The sequence below is a fragment of the Thermaerobacter litoralis genome, from assembly GCF_054654595.1.
Map to the genome: position 1 here is coordinate 23,736 of NZ_BAAIES010000004.1, position 17,111 is coordinate 40,846.

Consider the following 17,111-nt stretch of genomic DNA (forward strand, 5'->3'; position numbering starts at 1 on the left):
GCGTTGCGCGTTCTACTGGTCAACGACGACGGCGTCTACAGCCCGGGCATCCAGACGCTGCGGGCCGCCCTGGAAGAACGCACGGGGTGGGAGGTCTACGTGGTGGCCCCCGACCGGCAGCGCAGCGCCTCGGGACACGCCATCACCCTCCATAAGCCCCTCTACCTCGACCCCGTTGAGATCCCCGGTGCCCGGTCGCCGGTCTATGCCGTCAGCGGGACGCCGGCGGACTGCACCAAGATCGGCCTGCTGGCCGTTTTGCCCGGACCCTGCGACCTGGTGATCTCCGGCATCAACCGGGGCGGGAACCTGGGGTTCGACGTGTTGTACTCGGGCACCGTCTCCGCTGCCATCGAAGGCGTCATCATGGGCGTACCCGCCATCGCCGTCAGCCTGGCGGCGTGGCAGGAGCCGGATTACGGCCCGGCGGCCCGGTTCACCGCGCGGCTGGCCGAGCTGGTGGCGCGGGAAGGCCTGCCACCCGGCGTGCTCCTCAACGTGAACGTGCCGCCGCTGCCGGAGGAGCGCATCGCCGGGGTGGTGCTGACCGTGCTGAGCCGGCGCATGTACCGCGATCGCTTCGAAAAGCGGCTCGACCCGCGGGGACGGCCCTATTACTGGCTGGCCGGGGAGCCGGTCCAGGAGCCGCCCTCGGTGGAGACCGACGTCGGGGCGGTGCGGGCCGGCTACATCTCCATCACCCCCTTGCACCTGCAGCTCTCGGATCGCGAGGCGATGGCCCGGCTGGAAGCCTGGCGGCCCCAGCTGGAGGCCGGCCTGGGCTCGTCGCGGCGACCGGCGGCAGGGACCGACGACGCAGAAGCCCAGGCGCAGCCGGCCCAGGTCCAGGTCCGGCCCCAGACCTGACCGGTCGGTCCCACGGAGCGGGCCCAAGGTACGGGCCGCGCCTGGGCGGAACGATGTCGCCGGGCGCCTCGCGGGGCGTTGCCGCGGCCCTGCCGGTGGCGCGCGGGGGCCCGACGGGATGGGCGGCCGCCGGCGGGGCGACCGGCCTGCGGCGTATCCGCCCCGATCGCGCGGGACCGGCGGCGTCACCTCGGGCCCGCGCCCGGAAGGGTCCTCGGCCTCCTGTCGGCGGGGCCGGTTTTTTCTAGGGTACGAACCCCACCCCCGGCCCACCATAGGAACGGGTCGCGGTTCAGCGACGGGCGGATCGGCCGGCCCCAGCACCCCGGCCGGTTCGCCGGAACCGCGGCCACGGACCCCGTCGTCGCGGTCGTACGCCGATCGCCCCATGCCTCCGATCCCCGGGCCACGGCCTCACGGGCCGGTGCGCGCAGCGCGCGCACCGGCCCGGCCGCATTCCGCCGCCTTTGCGGAACCCCGGGGCCTGCGCCCGGCACTCGAGGTGGCGAGACATCCCCATCGACCCGGACGCCCACCCGGCGGCCGTCCAGGGTCCGCCGGCACCGACGGCACCGCCGGCGCCGGCCCGCGCCTTCCCTTCCTTTGAAGGATCTCGCAGCGAAGGATCCCGCGGCCCGGCCGGGCCGCGTTCTACCCCTTGGGACCGGCACATACACATCTGCCGGAAGGGGCCGATGGCGCCCCGCGCCACCACAGGGGGGGTCGGACCTTGCAGGGAGCCGATGTCCGGGAGCGCTACCGCACGCCGCCCCCGTTCCACGCCCGGGCGGTGATCACCGGCGCGGCTGTCTCCCTGGTGCTGGTCTTGCTGGTGTCGGGGGTCCTGGCCGTGGCGGTCTACTTCACCGCCCTGCACGAGTACCAGTTGAACGCCATCTTGTACTACCTCGGCATGCTGGCCACCGCCGCCGGCGGCCTGGTGGCCGCCCGGGCGGCGGACCACAAGGGATGGCTGCACGGCGGTGCCGCGGGGCTCCTCTACGTGCTCATCGGCAGCGCCCTGGGCCACTGGCTCTTCCCCGACCAGCCGACGCCGCTGGCCCAGCTCGGCCCCCGGATGTTGCTGGGCTTCATCCTGGGCGCCATCGGTGGCGCCGTGGGGATGTTGCTGTAAAGGCCGGCGGCGGCCCCAGGGCCCGATCCCTTCCCAGGGGGCCGACCATTCGTCATGACCATGGAGGCCAGCCGTGGTGAACGATGCCTCCCGGCACGGCGCGCCCGCGCCGGAAAAGGACATGCCTTCGACCAGCCGCCTTCTTCGCCCGGAGGATGCCCATGATCCCCGGCGGCAGGGCCGGCCCTCACCGCCGCCCGCTGCCCTCCCGGTCCGGCCAGCGGCGGGCGTGCCCACCGGCCAGGGGGCCGTGGGGCGGCCCCGGCTCCCGGGCCTGGGCCGGGACGAGCCGGCCTCGCCCGCCCGCCGCCGGGCCGGCCTGCAGCCTTCCCGGGACCCCCGCCGGGCCGGCTTCCGGGTGATCGCCTCCTTTCCCCGGCGCGGCGACGAGACCCCGCCGCCTCTGGGGTCCCTGGCCCAGGGAGCGGCCACGGCGGAACCTGCCTTCGATCCAGGAAAGGCGCCTACCGCGACCGGTGCCGCCGCATCCACGGACGAACCGGCCCCGTCGACAGCGGGCGGCCCGGGCGCCCGGAGGCCCGGCCCCCGGGCGCCGCGCTGGCAGGCCGCGTCCCTGCTGGTGGCCTGTTTCGTGGCCGCCCTGGTGGGGTGGGGAGCCGGCCGCCTGTGGAGCGAGGGGTTCGCGATCCCAACCCCCTCGGCTTCCGGGCCCCGTCCGCACGGGCGGCCGGCGCCGGGTGTCGGTTTGAACCCCGCCGGCGCGACGACGGCGGGTTTGCCGGCGCAAACCGTCATGGCCGCCGAACCCCGGATCCACGTGGTCCAGAAGGGCGAAACCCTCTACCGGATCGCCCGCCGCTACGGCGTTCCTGTGGAGAAACTGGCCCGGTACAACGGGCTGGACGACCCCACCCACATCGAGGCCGGCCAGCGGCTGAGGATCCCGCCGGGGACGGGTGGGGCGGGCGCCACCACCGCCGCGGGCGCTGGGGACGGTGCGGCGCCGGATACGGGGCCCGCGCCGGGGAACGCGGCGGCGAAGGGAGGCGCCCGGGCGGGGGATTCCCCCGGCCCGGAGGGCGAGGCCGGCGCCGGGGCCGGCGCCGCCGGTTCGTCCGCCACGGGAGCGCAGGCCTCCCAGGGCTCGCCAAGCGGGGCGGAGGCGCCCCGCGGGAGCTCCGGGGGCGGCGGGGCGGGCGGCGAGGACGGGCGCGGTCCAGCCGGTGGCGTGGTCGCCCTGACCTTCAACGACGGCCCCGATCCGGCCACCTGGCCGGACCTGCTGCGGGTGCTCGACGGTCACGGCGTCAAGGCCACCTTCTTCCTGGAAGGGGCCCGGGCCCAGGCGCACCCCGAGCTGGTCCAGGAGCTGGCTCGCCGGGGCCACCAGGTGGAGAATCACGGCTGGAGCCACCGCAGCCCCCAAATCCTCGGGGAGGCGGCGACCCGGGCCGAGATCCGGCGAACGGCCGCCCTCCTGGGTCGCCTGACCGGCCGCCGGCCCATCTACTACCGGCCCCCGGGCGACCTCCGGGATCCGGCCGTGTTCACCTGGGCCCGGGAGGAGGGTCACCGCATCCTCCTGTGGACCAACATCGGCGCCCAGGACGCGCCGCCCCAGCCGCCGGAGGAACTGGCGGCCCGGGTAGCGGCCAGCGCCTACAACGGGGCCATCCTGATGCTCCATGCCACCCAGCCGGCGACGATCCAGGCCTTGCCGGCCATCCTCCAGCGGCTGGAGGCCAGGGGATTGCGCCCGGTGACGGTGGACCGGCTGCTCGAGGCCCTCCAGGCGGCGGCTCCGGCGGCCCCCGAGGGGGCCGGGGCCGGGCAGGCTCCGGGGACGGGGGATGCCTCCCGGGCCGGCCCGGCGTCGCCAGCGGCGGCGGGTGGCCAGGCCGGTGCCGCGGCCGCAGGGGACAGCGGTTGACCAGCTGGGACCGCCGGGACCCAGGGGCTTCCGCGGCGCGACGGTTTCCGGTCCCTTCCGCAGGATTGGGCTTCGCCCCTCGCGAAGCATCGGGGGAAGGGGGGAGCGGCGTGACCGTCTACCTGAACTACATCAACGGCCGCTGGACCGAACCCCGTTCGGGGCGTTACACCGACAACATCAACCCGGCGACGGGGGAGGTCCTGGGCCGGGCGGCCCTGGGCACCGAGGAGGATGTGGCCGAAGCCGTCGCCGCCGCCAAGGCCGCCTTTGCCAAGTGGCGGAAGGTGCCGGCGCCGCGGCGGGCCGAGATCCTCTACCGGGTGGGCGAGCTCCTGCGGGAGCGGAAGGAAGACCTGGCCCGCAAGATGACCCAGGAGATGGGCAAGGTCCTTCCCGAGGCCCGCGGCGATGTCCAGGAAGGTATCGACATGGCCTACTACATGGCCGGGGAGGGGCGCCGGCTGCTGGGCCACACCACCCCGGCGGAGATGCCGGACAAGTTCGCCATGGCGGTCCGGGAACCCATCGGCGTGGTGGCCGCCATCACCCCGTGGAACTTCCCGCTGGCGATCCCCACGTGGAAGATCATGCCCGCCCTGGTGGCGGGGAACACGGTGGTCTTCAAGCCCGCCACCGACACGCCCTGGCTGGCCTACGAGCTGGTCCGGATCTTCGAGGAGGCCGGGCTGCCGCCGGGCGTGCTGAACCTGGTCTACGGCCCCGGGGGCACGGTGGGGGAGGCGCTGCTGCACCACCCCGACGTCCACCTGATCTCCTTCACGGGCTCGGTGGAATCCGGCAAGCACGTCAACCAGGTGGCCGGCGCCCAGCTCAAGCGGGTCCACCTGGAGCTGGGCGGCAAGAACGCCGTCATCGTCATGGACGACGCCGACCTGGACCTGGTGGAACAGGCGGTGATCTGGAGCGCCTTCGGCACCACCGGCCAGCGCTGCACGGCCACCAGCCGCCTGCTGGTCCATGAGGCCGTCTACGACGAGGTGGTGGAGCGCCTGGCCGCCCGGGCGGCCGCGCTGCGGCTGGGGAACGGGCTCGATCCCCAGACCGACGTGGGGCCCCTCATCAACGCCCGGGCCGTGGAGAAGGTGGCGTACTACGTCAACGTGGGCCAGGAGGAAGGGGCGCGGCTGGTGGTGGGCGGCCGGCCGGCCACCGAGGGCGACCTGGCGCGGGGCTTCTTCTTCCAGCCGACCATCTTCGCCGACGTGACCCCCGACATGCGGATCGCCAACGAGGAGATCTTCGGCCCCGTGCTGTCGATCATCAAGATCAAGAGCCTGGAGGAGGCCATCGAGATCAACAACGGCGTTCAGTACGGCCTCTCCAGCTCGATCTTCACCCGGGACGTGCGCAATGCCTTCATCGCCATGCGGGATCTGGCGACGGGCATCTGCTACGTCAACCACGGCACCATCGGCGCCGAGATCCACCTGCCCTTCGGTGGCATGCGGGCCACGGGCAACGGCCACCGGGAGGCGGGCCAGGCGGCCCTTGAGGTCTACACCGAGTGGAAGGCGATCTACGTCGACTTCAGCGGCCGGCTCCAGCGGGCCCAGATCGACGAGGTCAAGATCGACTGACGAACGGGCGCGGCGGGGGGGGGGCCGTTGGGGCCCGCCCCCGCCGGTGTTCCCGCATGGCGTCCCGCCGGTGGGGCTCACCCCTCCGGCTGCATCCGGGCTTGGCGCAACTGGGCGGGGTACAGGGGGTTATACTCCAGCAAGCCCGCCTGCCGGTGGGCGGCGACGACGGCCTCCACGTCGTAGGGCACCCGCACCAGGGTGATGTCGACGGCGGCGCCAGGTCCCTCCCCAACGGCGATCAGGGCGTAGGCCGCCCGCGGATCGCCATCGAAGGGCATGCCGACGCTCCCCGGACCCACCATCCACGGCCCGGTCCGGGCCCAGCGCCACGCCAGCTGCAGGTGGTGGTGGCCGAAGAGGACCACGTCGGCCGTGACCCCCTCCAAGGGGTCGCTCCGAGAGTCGGAGGCGTCCCCGCCGCCCTGGCTGCCGCCGGCGCCCGGGGCGAAGGGGAGCAGGGGCTCCTCATCGGAACGGGGCGAACCGTGGACCAGAAGGGCCGTCACCGGTCCCCAGCGCACCTCGAGGCGATCGGGACGGGACTGGAGCCACTCCAGCCGCTGGCTTCCCAGGGCATCCCGCCAGGGCCGCAGCAGGGCCGCGGCCCGTTCCTCCGACAAACCGGGCGGCAGGCCGCCGCCGGCCAGATAGCGGTCGGTGTTCCCCCGCACCGTGGGGATCTCCCGCTGGCGCAGGACGTCGACGCAATGGGCCGCGTGGGGCCCTTGGAAGGCCACGTCCCCCAGGCAGTAGACGGCGTCCACCCCGCGGGCGGCGATGTCGGCCAGGACCGCCTCCAGCGCCGGCCCGTTGCCGTGGACGTCACTGATCACCGCCACCTTCATCCCGCAACCCTCCCGTCAACGGCGCCGCCACCGGCCGCCAGGGACCGGCGCAGCTGCCGGATCGCCTGCAGGCCCAGGATCTGGAAGGCCACGGCTAGGCCCCAGGCGACCCCGTAGTGTCCCGCGGCGTCGACCACCCGGCCGAAGGCGGGCGGCGCCAGCATGGTGAACACGTAGAGCACCGTCATGCTCAGCCCCAGGGCCGGCGCCGACCGGCTGCCGGCGTTTTCGGCCACCACGGTGGTGTAGAGCCCGTTCCACCCCAGGCAGCTGAACCCTGCCACGCCGGCCAGCAGCACCAGGGCGATGGCGCCGGCCATCCCGCCCCCGCCGGGCCGGCCAGCCAGGGCGGCCAGGGCCAGCACGCCGGTGGCCCCCATCCCCAGCAGGGCCGCTCCGGCCATGGGCCGCGTTCGCTCCCCGCCAAACCATTTGTCGGACGCCCAGCCCCACCCCAGCCGGCCCAGCATCCCGCCCAGGTGGACCACCAGCAGCAAGCGGCCCGCCGCCTGGGCGGACCACCCGAAGACGTCCTCCATGAACAGGGGGAGGTAGCCGGTGAGGCTGAACTGGACGGCCGCCAGAAGGCACGCCACCGCCGTGACCAGGACCAGCGGCCGCTGCCGGAAGAACCAGCCGGCCACGGCCAGGGCGCCATCGTCCCGGGTGGGCCACGGCCGTAGCCGCTGGGAGCCGGGATGGACGGCGTCGCCCCCCTCGGGGCCGGCGGCCGGCGCCTGCCCGGGCCGGCCGGTGCCGGCGGGGCCGGGTTCGTCCCGGGGAAGAACCAGCCCCACCAGCACGCCCGCCGCCGCACAGGCCAGGGCCGCCAGGGCCAGGGCCGCCCGCCACCCCCAGGCCGCAGCCACGCCGGGCAGGAGCCAGGCGGCAGCGAAGCCGCCCGCGGGCAAGCCGGCCTGGCGGATCCCCATGGCCAGGCCGCGCTCGGCGACGGGAAACCAGCCGAGGACCGCATGGCTTCCGGCCACCTGGCTGGAGGGGAACCCCATCCCGGCCAGGGCCAGCAAAGCCAGCAGCATCCCCAGGCCGGAAGGCTCCAGGGCCGCCACCAGGGTGACCAGGCCCGCCAGGATGGCGCCCGCCGCCATGACCCGCCGGTCGCCGAAACGATCGGTGAGCCGGCCGGTGAGGTAGAAGGTGGTCAGGGCGCCCAGGTCAAAGGCCCCGAGGACCAGCCCGGTGGCGGTCAGCGAGAGGCCCAGGTCCGCCCGGATGAAGGGGGCCAGCACGGGGATTCCGAAGCGGATGGCGGTCAAGCCGGCCTGCTGGAGGGTGGCCAGGGCCAGGAGCAGCCACCGGTGGGCAGGAACCGTGGACACGGCGGCCCCTCCGCCCGGCCGGATGGGGTCCCCGGCGCCCCTGTCCGCGGTGGCGCCCCTGTCCGCGACCGCGGGAAGGCGGGGCGGTCCCGCGGGCGGCCGGCCGGTCGCCCCGCCGGGCATCGCGGGTTCTCGGCCGGTCCGCAGGCCGCCGGATGACGGCTGGAATGACGATTGGGGTTGGAATGAGGATGGATGGGTTGGCGTAGGCATCGTCCCCCCTTTGGAGCCGGCCTGGCGCCGGCCCTCTCTCGCCCAAGATACGCCAGCCGCTCTTGACCTAGGGGTTTGGGCACCGGGTCCCGGAGGTCCTTCAGGCGGCCGCTGCCAGGATGGCCATGCCTTGACCTGCCTGCCAGCGTTGGGGTAATCCGGTAAATGGATTCGATCCCATGGGGGTGGGGGAGTGTCGATGGCCCAGACGATGAAGGCCATGGTCATTCGGTCCTTCGGCGGGCCCGAGGTCTTCGAACCCCGGGAGGTGCCCGTGCCCGAGCCGGGCCCGGGCGAGGTCCTGGTCGAGGTCTACGCCAGCTCGGTCAATCCCGTCGACTACAAGATCCGCCGCAACGGGACGTGGGCGGGGGTCCAGCCCCCGGCCATCATCGGGTACGACGTCTCCGGGGTGGTGGTCGCCGTCGGCCCCGGGGTCACGGACTTCCGGCCGGGCGATGAGGTGTTCTATACGCCGGAGATCTTCGGCGGGCGGCCGGGTAGCTATGCCCAATACCACGTGGCACGCCAGGAGATCGTCGCCCGCAAGCCCGAGAACTTGTCCCACACCGAGGCGGCGGTGGTGCCCCTGGCCGGGGGTACCGCCTGGGACAGCCTGATCACCCGCGGCGGGCTGCGGGTGGGGGAGACGGTCCTGATCCACGGCGCCGCCGGTGGCGTCGGCCACTTCGCCGTCCAGATCGCCAAGGCGGCCGGTGCCTTCGTCTACGCCACCGCCCGGGCGGACAACATGGAGTTCGTCAAGTCCCTGGGCGCCGACCGGGTCATCGAGTACCGCAGCCAGGACTTCGTCGAGATCATCCGCCGGGAGACGGGCGGGCAGGGGGTCGACCTGGTCCTGGACACGGTGGGCGGGGAGGTCCTGACCCGCAGCCTGGAGGTGGTGCGCCCCCACGGCCGGGTCGTCACCATCCTGGGCGGCTCGGTCAACCTGGGGCCCCTGTCGCGGAAGAACCTGACCCTCCACGGCCTCTTCCTAGAGCGGGCCCGGTACAAGCTGGACGCCCTGCGCACGCTGATCGAGGGCGGCCGGTTGCGGCCCGCCCTGGACGGCATCCTGCCCCTCAACCAGGTGGCCGAGGCCCACAGCCGGCTGGAGGAGGGCGGCGTCCGCGGGAAGATCGCCCTGCGGGTCCGGATGCCATGATCGGCGCTCCCGGCCCGCTCCCGGGTCCGGATCCTGTCATGCTGGAAGGATGGTGGAACCGGCGGGTGGTGCCGGGAGCGGCGCGGGAGGCAACGTACCACTGCGGTAGGCCACTGCGGTGCCACGGCGGTAGGACGCAGGAGTTCGGGCCTTTACGGCCCGAACTCTTTTTTAGTTCAGTTCAGCCCCTTTTTGAGTCCCTTTCCGCCGGGAGCCCGCTGGGGCCTGGGGAGGGGGGTGATGGGGAACCGGGAAGGAGCGAAAGGCGTGGCGACGTGGTGGTCGCAATACCAGCGGTTGCAACTGGCCTGGGCCGAACCTGGCATCCTCGAGGTGGTGCTGGAGCAGCCCCGGACGCTGAACGCCGTGGATGCGGAGACCCATACCGAACTGACCCGGGTGTGGCGCGACATCGACGGAGACAGCCAGGTACGGGTCGTGCTGGTGCGCGGGGCAGGGCAGGCCTTTTCCGCCGGCGGGGATTTCCGGCTGGTGGAGGCCATCATGCAGGATCCCCAGGTCCGGGTCCGGGTCTGGAAGGAGGCCCGGGACCTGGTCTACAACGTGATCAACTGCTCCAAGCCCATCGTCTCGGCCATCGAGGGCCCAGCGGTGGGGGCGGGCCTGGCCGTGGCCCTGCTGGCCGACGTGGCGGTGGCCGGGCGAAGCGCCCGGCTGCTGGACGGGCACGTACGCCTCGGGGTGGCCGCCGGCGACCATGCGGCCATCATCTGGCCGCTTTTGGTCGGCATGGCCAAGGCCAAGTACCACCTGCTGCTCAATGAGCCCGTGACCGGCGAGGCGGCCGAGCGGATGGGCCTGGTGGCCCTGTGCGTGGATGACGGCCGGGCACGGGAGGCGGCCCTGGAGGTCGCCCGGCGCCTGGCCCAGGGCAGTCCCACGGCCATCCGCTGGACCAAGTACGCCCTGAACAACTGGCTGCGCATCGCCGGGCCCATCTTCGACACGTCGACGGCCCTGGAGTTTCTGGGGTTCACCTTGCCGGATGCCGCCGAAGGCCTGGCGTCGCTGCGGGCCAAGCGACCGCCCCGGTTCGAGACGGACTCGCCCCTTTGAGTCTCCGGCTGGCCCCGGGGGCGGCGCGCCGTTGCGGCCGGACCGCGGGGTGGGGAGACGCCGGCCGGACCACGCCCACCCCGGCGGGGCCGGGGCGGCGGCTTCGGGATGGGGAGGCGAAGGCCTGTCACGGCGCCACCCGCCGGGGTACGGCCGCCCTCCGTTTCCCTGTTAGTTAACATAATGCTACTTATGCGAACTAGGCTTCGAGTAGGGACCGCCGGCTACCGCTGCCGCCGCCTTACCGGGGCGACCGGAATCGGGCCAGCCCCAGGCTCCGCCGAAGAACAGGGCCGCCGGTCGCAACGCCCCGTCGATCGAAAGCATCGGGATCGTTGGCGTTTCTTTGGCGTTGCGCCCTGGCTTCCGCGCCCCTGGCGGGCGGCCCCCCGCCGCGACCCTCTAGCGGCTAGCGGGCCGCCTGTACCTCCGGCGGGATGACCAGCACCATCCCCGGTCGCAAGGCCGGGGACGACAGGCCGTTGGCGGCCATCACCGCCGCCACCAGGTCCCGCGGATCCCGATCCGGACGGCCGTACCGGGCGATGAGGCCCCAAAGGGTATCACCCTGGCGAACGACGACCCGCGCGGGTTCTTCCGCCACCGCCGGCGCCACCGCCGGTCCCCCCGCGGTGAGCCGTCCCGGCCCGGTAACCGGAGCGCTCTCGCGGGTCGTGGACGGGGTCGCCGCGGCGGCCACCGTCTCCACCGTCTCGGTTGGGGTCGCTGCGGCGGGCACCACGGCCGGCAGGCCCTCCCGGCCGTCCCAGGCGGCAGCCCGGACCGGACCCCGGCCGGATAGCCAGGTCACCATCAGCCCGATCCCCACGACGACCGTCAGGACCAGCAGGGTCCGATCCGGCCGGACCCAGCGATATCGCGGCCGGCTGGACGGCACCGTGGGTGCCGGCGCCAGCCCGCCGGCCACCGGGCGCCCAGTCGCCGGCCACGGGTGCGGGCACCGGCCGAACCGCCGCCCGGCAACGGTCCCAGCACCGGCAACGGTCCGGGCAGGCACGCCGCGACCCCGGCCGGCCCCCGCCGGCCCGTTCCTCCCGGCAAGCCGGTCCGGATTGCGATTGGATGCCACCGGCCCCCGGCCGATCTCATGGACCCCCAGCGCCATGCCGATCCCCCCGCTACAAACAGGTGTTCGCATCCTCGGTCCCACGATATGCAAACATACGTTCGGTGTCAAGGGGGGTGGGACCACGGTCCGCCCGGTTACCTGCCGCCGGGAGCCGTGGGGCGCGGGTCACCCGACCGGCGGCGCTGGACCCGCCACAGGGAATCATCGCCGGCGATTTCACGCCGACCGGCAGGAGATCCCACCGCCCTGGCGAACAACTGTTTGCGGAACCTGCATTCGGGCGGTACAATCGTGCGGGCGGTATCGTCGTGGCGGCCTGACGCGCCCCGGTTCCCGGGCGGGACGGATCCCTGGGCGAACGAAGCGGCCGGCGTGGTCCAATGGATGGCGCCGGGGTCGTGGGCCGGGCCCGGTGACCGGCGGCTGGTGGGAGGTGCCCAGGTGGAAGAGCTTACCCGCAGGCAGCGGCAGATCCTCGAGTTCATCAAGGCGTCGACCCGGGAGCGGGGCTATCCCCCATCGGTGCGGGAGATCGGCGAGGCGGTGGGCCTGAAGAGCACGTCGACCGTCCATACCTACCTGGAGCGACTGGAGCGCAAGGGTTACATCCGGCGCGATCCCACCAAGCCGCGGGCCATCGAGGTGCTCGACGAGGCCGGGATCCGGACGCGCACGGTGCCCGTTCCGCTGGTCGGCCAGGTGACGGCGGGCCAGCCGATCCTGGCGGTCGAGAACATCGAAGACGTCCTCCCCCTCCCCTCCGACCTGGTGCCCGAGGGGGAGGTCTTCGCCCTGCGCATCCGCGGGGACAGCATGATCGGGGCCGGGATCCTGGACGGCGACTACGTGGTGGTGCGGCGGCAGGACACGGCGGAGAATGGCGACATCGTCGTGGCCCTGCTGGACGACGAGGCGACGGTGAAGCGCTTCTTCCGCGAGCGGGACGGCATCCGCCTTCAGCCGGAGAACCCGGCCATGGAACCCATCCGGGTGCGAAGCGCCCGCATCCTGGGCAAGGTGGTGGCGCTGCTGCGGCGAATCGGCTAGGCCCCGCGGCGCCAGATACCCAGACCCAGAGCCGGGAACGGCGGCGGTCCCGCGGAGCCCCGCCGGCGAGGGGCTGCGGCCGCCCCTGGGCACCTCGGCCCGGGGCCGGCGCCCCGGCCGCCGGGTGACTCCAGGGGAGCCGCTCAGGGGCCAGCACCCAAGCCGCCCACCCATAAAGTTAAGCCGCTTACCCAATGGCGTCACGGGCTCCCGCGGCTTCGCAGCGGATCCGGGTCAGAACACCTGGACCCAGAAATAGATCGCCATGGCCAGGCCAATGGCCAGCTCGACGGCGATCCCTACGATCATACCCACGACCGTCGTCCAGCCCGTGGACAGCGCCTGCTGCCAGGAACGGCCGCTCCAAAGCTCCCCGAGGACGGCGCCGCCCAGGGGCCCCAGGAGCAGGCCGATGGGACCGAAAATCACGGTCCCCAGCACCCCGCCCGCCACGGCTCCCCAGAAGGCGGCCCGGCTGGCCCCCCGGCGCCGGGCTGCAGCCGGCCCGAGACCGTATTCCAGCACCAGGCCGACCACCGTGGCCACCAGCATGACCGCCAGGGCCGGCAGGGAGATGGTCCGGAAGCCGGTGGCCAGGGCATACCCTGCGATGGATAGGAAGACCAGCGGGATCCCCGGCAAGGCCGGGACCACCGTCCCGACGAGCCCGGCGGCGATGCCGGCCGAGGCCAGAACGGCCAGCCACCAGGGCTCCCCGCCCACCGCTGCGGCCATCATTCCCCAGCTCCCCCTTCGCCGCCCGGCTCCACCCGGCAGCCGGCCCGCTCCAAGCGCCCCACGTCCGCCGCGGGCAAGAGGACCCTGAGCCGCCATCCCTTCTCCCCGGCCCTCTCGGCGAAGACGGAACCGGCGGCATGGACCCGCGCCCGCAGATCGGGCCGGTCGTAGGGAACCTCCACGTCCACCCGCTGGCGCCCCTGGCTGAGGCTGGCGGCCACCGCCTCCACCAGCTGGTCGAAGCCCCGGCCCGTCAAGGCGGAGACCCGCACCGCGGTCCGGCGGCTCGCCCCCTCCCCAGTGACCGCGACCTCTGCTTCCTCGACGGCCGCCGCCTCCCCGCCGTTGGACGGGCCGGCGCCGTCCGTCGCGGCCCGGTGATCGGCCGGTGCCCCCGGGTCCCCGGCGGCCAGGCGGTCGATCTTGTTCATCACCAGCAGCCGCGGCTGGGTCGCGCCCAGGTCGTGCAGGATGCCCTCCACGGTCTCGGCGTCGACGGGCCAGCGGGGCTGGGAGACGTCGACCACGTGGAGCAACAGGTCCGCCTCCAGCACCTCCTCCAGGGTGGCGCGGAAGGCGGCGATCAGGTGGGGCGGCAGGTCGTGGATGAACCCGACGGTGTCGGCCACCAGCACCGGGCCAAGCCCGGGCCACTCCACCCGGCGCACCGTCGGGTCCAAGGTGTCGAACAGCCGGTCGCGGCCGGTGGTCACCGTCCCTGGGGCGGGGTTGCCGAACCGGCGCACCAGGGCCGCGTGAAGGGTCGTCTTGCCGGCATTGGTGTAGCCCACCAGGGCCACCACGGGCAGGCCGGCCCGCTGGCGCCCCTTGCGCTGGGTCTGGCGGTGCCGGCGGATCTCGGCCAAGAGCCGCCGCAGCTCGGCAATCCGGCGGCGGATGCGCCGCCGGTCGACCTCCAGCCGCGTCTCGCCAGGACCCCGGGTGCCGATGCCACCGCCCAGGCGGGACAGCGCCTCGCCCATGCCGGCCAGGCGGGGCAACAGGTACTGCAATTGGGCCAGTTCCACCTGAAGCTGGCCCTCCCGGGTACGGGCCCGGGCCGCGAAGATGTCCAGGATCAACTGGGTGCGGTCGATCACCTTGCCCCCGATGGCCCGTTCCAGGTTGCGCTGCTGGGCCGGGGTCAGGTCCCGGTCGAAGATGACCACGTCGGCTTCCAGCCGCTGGCGCGCCTCCGCCACCTCCTGAACCTTTCCCGGCCCGATCAGGGTCGCCGGGTCGGGCCGGCCCCGGCGCTGGCGCACCTCGCCGACCACCTGGGCACCGGCCGACCGGGCCAGCTCCCGCAGCTCGGCCATCCGCTCCTCCGGGGAGAGGCGGCCGCCCCGTTCCCAGCTGACGCCGACCAGCAAGGCCCGCTCGGGACCGCCGGGGCGCCCCTCCGCGAACCCCGTGCCGGACGAACCGGCCCTCCCCTTGCTCCCTGCCCGAATGTCCATGCCGCCCCTCCCTGCTGGGTGCCAGGGCCGGACCCGCCACCGTCTCCGGCCCTACCGGCATTCTAACACCCCCCACCGGCACCCCGGCGCCGGGCGACCGGCGACAGCGCCGCCGCACGGGGACGAACACGGCGGGCCGGCCCCCCGAATAGACTGGAACGATGCCGGGCCGGAGGTGGTTCCATGCAACGCGTCGTCGTCACCCGCCCGCCCCTTGACGGGCGGGCCCCGTCCCAGCGACCGTCCCAGGCACCGCGCCCGTCGCTGCAGCCGTCCTCCCCCGATGAGGTCTTGCGCTGGATCGAGGACGGCCGCATCGCCCCGCCCCAGGCGGTGGCCTACCTCCACCAGCTGGAGCGCGAGCCGGCGCCGGAGACCAGCGACGACGAGCGCCAGCGGGAACGGGAGATCGAGGCGGCCCTGGCCGAGCTGGACGCCCTGATCGGCCTGCACCACGTCAAGCGGGTGATCCGGGAGATCCGGGCCTACGTCACGGTGCGGGAGCGCCGGGCCCGGGCCGGGTTGATCAACGAACCCCTGACCTTGCATATGGTCTTCACCGGCAACCCGGGCACCGGCAAGACCACCGTGGCCCGGATCCTGGCCCGGCTCTTCCGGGCCCTCGGCGTCTTGGAAAAGGGCCACCTGGTCGAGGTCGAACGGGCCGACCTGGTGGGCGAGTACATCGGCCACACCGCCCAGAAGACGCGCCAGGTGATCCACCAGGCCCTGGGCGGCGTGCTGTTCATCGACGAGGCCTACTCCCTGGCGCGGGGCGGCGAGAAGGACTTCGGCAAGGAAGCCATCGACACCCTGGTCAAGCAGATGGAAGACCACCGGCAGCGGCTGGTGGTGATCCTGGCGGGGTACCGGCAGGAGATGGCCTGGTTCCTCCAGGTGAACCCGGGCCTGCGCTCCCGGTTCCCCATCCACCTGACCTTCCCCGATTACACGGTGGACGAACTGGTGGCCATCGCCCACCAGCTGGCCGGGCAGCGCCAGTACCAGCTGGATCCCGGCGCCGAGCAGCGCCTGCGGGAGATCCTGCTGGCCTTGCCGCCGGGGTACGGCGAGCGGTTGGGCAATGCCCGGACGGTGCGGAACCTGATCGAGCGGGCCATCCGCCGGCAGGCCGTCCGGCTGCTGGACCGCCCGTCGGCCGGCCGGGAGGAACTGATGCGCCTCACCGCGGCCGATTTCGACCCGGCCCCAGGCCCGGGGGAGGGATGGCCGTGAGGACGGCGCTGATCATCGGGCAAGCCAACGCGGGCAAGACCCTCTTCCTGCTCAACTTCGCCCGCTACCTGGGGGTGGAACGGGCGGAGATGACCGTCCAGGCAGCGGAAGGGGGAACCTTCACCCGCCCCTGCCACCTGGAGCGGGATCGCCCGCTGCTGGTCGGGGACGAGCCCCACACGACCCGGTGCCTGCAGTCCCTGACGGTGTCGTTGCCCGGCCGCAAGCGGGCCCGGGTGGTGGTGCTGACGGACTCGACCGGCCTGCTGGACGGCATCGACGAGGACCGCCAGGTGCGGCTGGCAGTGGCCCAGACCCTGCGGGCCCTCCGCCTGGCCGATGCAGTCCTGCACGTCATCGACGCCGACCGGGTGGGGCGCCAGGGCCGGGGCGCCATCGCCGAGGTGGAGGTCCAGATCGCCCGCTACCTGCCGCTGCGCGCTCCCTACGCCATCCTGGCCAACAAGATGGACCTGCCCGCGGCACCCCGCGGGCTGCTGACCATCCGCCGGGTCTTCGCCGGGCGCACGGTGCTGCCCATCTCGGCTCTGGAACGGACCGGCTTCCGGGAGGTGCGGCGCTTTGTGGCCCGCTACGTCTGATCCCGGCTTCGACCCCGCCCGGGCGGCCGCGCACCTGGCGGACTGGCTTCTTGGGGGCTGGCTGCCGCCCGCCGGGCCGCCGGCCTGGACCCGGGCCGCCGCCGTCCTGCTCACCGGGGCTGCCGTCAAGCTGATGGATGACGTCCTTGATCGGGAGGAGGACGCCTGGGCCGGCCGCCCCAACCTGGCCGCCCGCCTGGGACCCGGCGCCACCGCCTATGCCCTGGCGGCTCTGGCCCTGGCTGCGGCCCTGTCCCTGCGGGACGCCGTGCTGCTGTTCTGGGCCAGTTACGCCTGGGGTATGGCCCACGACGGCCGGCTGCGCCTGCCGTCGGGACTGCAGGCCTGGCAGGAGACCACCCTGACCGTGGCCCTGGCGGTGACGGCCGCCGGGCTCGGGGACACCCTGGCCGCCCTGGCCCTGGTGGGCTCGGTCCAGCTGCTGGACGACTGGGTCGACCTGCGCCGGGAACGGGCCAGCGCCCAACACCGCCCCACCGCCGCACCGGAGGAACGGGCCGCCGGCCCCGCCCGCAACTGGGCGGCCCGCCTGGGCCCCGAAGAGGCGCTGTTGGCCGGCCTGGGCCTGGCCCTGGTGGCCGCCGCCTGGGATCCCCTGCGGGCCGTGGCCGGCTGGGCCGTGGCCCTGGCCGCCGGGCTGGCGGGCCGGCCGGCTCCGGGGACGCCCCCGCCCGAAGCGCCCGAAGGGAGGGAGGACCCGTGATGGGCTCGGCCCTTTCCGGCACCCCTACCTGGGCGGGCGCCTCCGCCCTGGCCGCCCTGGCCCTGGGGGCCGGT

At 73.8% G+C, this 17,111-nt stretch carries 15 protein-coding genes; 10 read left to right on the top strand and 5 right to left on the bottom strand.

The window, feature by feature from the left end; genetic code table 11:
• Positions 1 to 3: 3 nt before the first annotated feature.
• The 4 genes from surE (at position 4) to ACYQ02_RS01940 (ending at position 5,494) form a co-directional block, all read left to right on the top strand.
• Complete coding sequence (surE, locus tag ACYQ02_RS01925; RefSeq protein WP_460038754.1) at positions 4 to 867, top strand: 5'/3'-nucleotidase SurE; 864 nt, start codon at positions 4 to 6, stop codon at positions 865 to 867.
• Positions 868 to 1,597: 730 nt separating this feature from the next.
• Positions 1,598 to 2,002 carry a TIGR04086 family membrane protein gene (locus tag ACYQ02_RS01930; protein ID WP_460038755.1) on the top strand — a complete coding sequence of 135 codons (405 nt, stop codon included), beginning with the start codon at positions 1,598 to 1,600 and terminating at the stop codon, positions 2,000 to 2,002.
• A gap of 250 nt (positions 2,003 to 2,252) precedes the next feature.
• Positions 2,253 to 3,893, top strand: a complete 1,641-nt coding sequence (locus ACYQ02_RS01935) for a polysaccharide deacetylase family protein (RefSeq protein ID WP_460038756.1) — start codon at positions 2,253 to 2,255, stop codon at positions 3,891 to 3,893.
• A gap of 110 nt (positions 3,894 to 4,003) precedes the next feature.
• On the top strand, positions 4,004 to 5,494 hold the full coding sequence (locus ACYQ02_RS01940; RefSeq protein ID WP_460038757.1) for an aldehyde dehydrogenase family protein: 1,491 nt from the start codon (positions 4,004 to 4,006) through the stop codon (positions 5,492 to 5,494).
• 77 nt (positions 5,495 to 5,571) lie between these two features.
• On the opposite strand, the gene ACYQ02_RS01945 is transcribed toward ACYQ02_RS01940, so the two are convergent.
• Positions 5,572 to 6,342, bottom strand: a complete 771-nt coding sequence (locus ACYQ02_RS01945; protein ID WP_460038758.1) for a metallophosphoesterase family protein — start codon at positions 6,340 to 6,342, stop codon at positions 5,572 to 5,574.
• Positions 6,339 to 7,682, bottom strand: a complete 1,344-nt coding sequence (locus ACYQ02_RS01950; RefSeq protein ID WP_460038759.1) for an MFS transporter — start codon at positions 7,680 to 7,682, stop codon at positions 6,339 to 6,341. The genes ACYQ02_RS01945 and ACYQ02_RS01950 overlap by 4 nt, the downstream gene beginning before the upstream one ends.
• A 412-nt stretch (positions 7,683 to 8,094) precedes the next feature.
• Here ACYQ02_RS01950 and ACYQ02_RS01955 point away from each other — a divergent pair, with 412 nt between their 5' ends.
• Positions 8,095 to 9,063, top strand: coding sequence for a zinc-dependent alcohol dehydrogenase family protein (locus ACYQ02_RS01955; RefSeq protein ID WP_460038760.1), 969 nt, complete (start codon positions 8,095 to 8,097; stop codon positions 9,061 to 9,063).
• A 267-nt stretch (positions 9,064 to 9,330) separates the two neighbouring features.
• Complete coding sequence (locus ACYQ02_RS01960) at positions 9,331 to 10,140, top strand: enoyl-CoA hydratase/isomerase family protein (RefSeq protein WP_460038761.1); 810 nt, start codon at positions 9,331 to 9,333, stop codon at positions 10,138 to 10,140.
• Positions 10,141 to 10,549: 409 nt separating this feature from the next.
• On the opposite strand, the gene ACYQ02_RS01965 is transcribed toward ACYQ02_RS01960, so the two are convergent.
• The gene (locus ACYQ02_RS01965; RefSeq protein ID WP_460038762.1) at positions 10,550 to 11,068 is read right to left on the bottom strand and encodes a LysM peptidoglycan-binding domain-containing protein; all 519 of its coding nucleotides are present in this window, start codon (positions 11,066 to 11,068) and stop codon (positions 10,550 to 10,552) included.
• A gap of 603 nt (positions 11,069 to 11,671) precedes the next feature.
• Here ACYQ02_RS01965 and lexA point away from each other — a divergent pair.
• Positions 11,672 to 12,277: a transcriptional repressor LexA gene (gene lexA, locus ACYQ02_RS01970; RefSeq protein ID WP_460038763.1), complete on the top strand. Its 606-nt coding sequence runs from the start codon at positions 11,672 to 11,674 to the stop codon at positions 12,275 to 12,277.
• Between the two features lie 234 nt (positions 12,278 to 12,511).
• Here the strand turns inward: lexA and ACYQ02_RS01975 are convergent, their stop codons facing one another.
• The gene (locus ACYQ02_RS01975; RefSeq protein ID WP_460038764.1) at positions 12,512 to 13,015 is read right to left on the bottom strand and encodes a DUF456 domain-containing protein; all 504 of its coding nucleotides are present in this window, start codon (positions 13,013 to 13,015) and stop codon (positions 12,512 to 12,514) included.
• On the bottom strand, positions 13,012 to 14,475 hold the full coding sequence (gene hflX, locus ACYQ02_RS01980) for a GTPase HflX (protein ID WP_460038765.1): 1,464 nt from the start codon (positions 14,473 to 14,475) through the stop codon (positions 13,012 to 13,014). Before hflX ends, ACYQ02_RS01975 begins: the two co-directional genes overlap by 4 nt.
• Before the next feature lie 183 nt (positions 14,476 to 14,658).
• On the opposite strand from hflX, the gene ACYQ02_RS01985 reads away from it, so the two are divergent.
• Genes ACYQ02_RS01985 through ACYQ02_RS01995 form a run of 3 tightly spaced genes read left to right on the top strand, consistent with a single transcriptional unit; the run spans position 14,659 to position 17,037 of the window.
• Positions 14,659 to 15,711 (top strand): AAA family ATPase, encoded by a 1,053-nt coding sequence (locus ACYQ02_RS01985; protein WP_460038766.1) that lies wholly within the window; start codon positions 14,659 to 14,661, stop codon positions 15,709 to 15,711.
• The gene (locus ACYQ02_RS01990; protein WP_460038767.1) at positions 15,702 to 16,313 is read left to right on the top strand and encodes a GTPase; all 612 of its coding nucleotides are present in this window, start codon (positions 15,702 to 15,704) and stop codon (positions 16,311 to 16,313) included. Before ACYQ02_RS01985 ends, ACYQ02_RS01990 begins: the two co-directional genes overlap by 10 nt.
• The gene (locus ACYQ02_RS01995) at positions 16,294 to 17,037 is read left to right on the top strand and encodes a hypothetical protein (RefSeq protein ID WP_460038768.1); all 744 of its coding nucleotides are present in this window, start codon (positions 16,294 to 16,296) and stop codon (positions 17,035 to 17,037) included. The genes ACYQ02_RS01990 and ACYQ02_RS01995 overlap by 20 nt, the downstream gene beginning before the upstream one ends.
• The last annotated feature ends 74 nt before the right edge of the window (positions 17,038 to 17,111 follow it).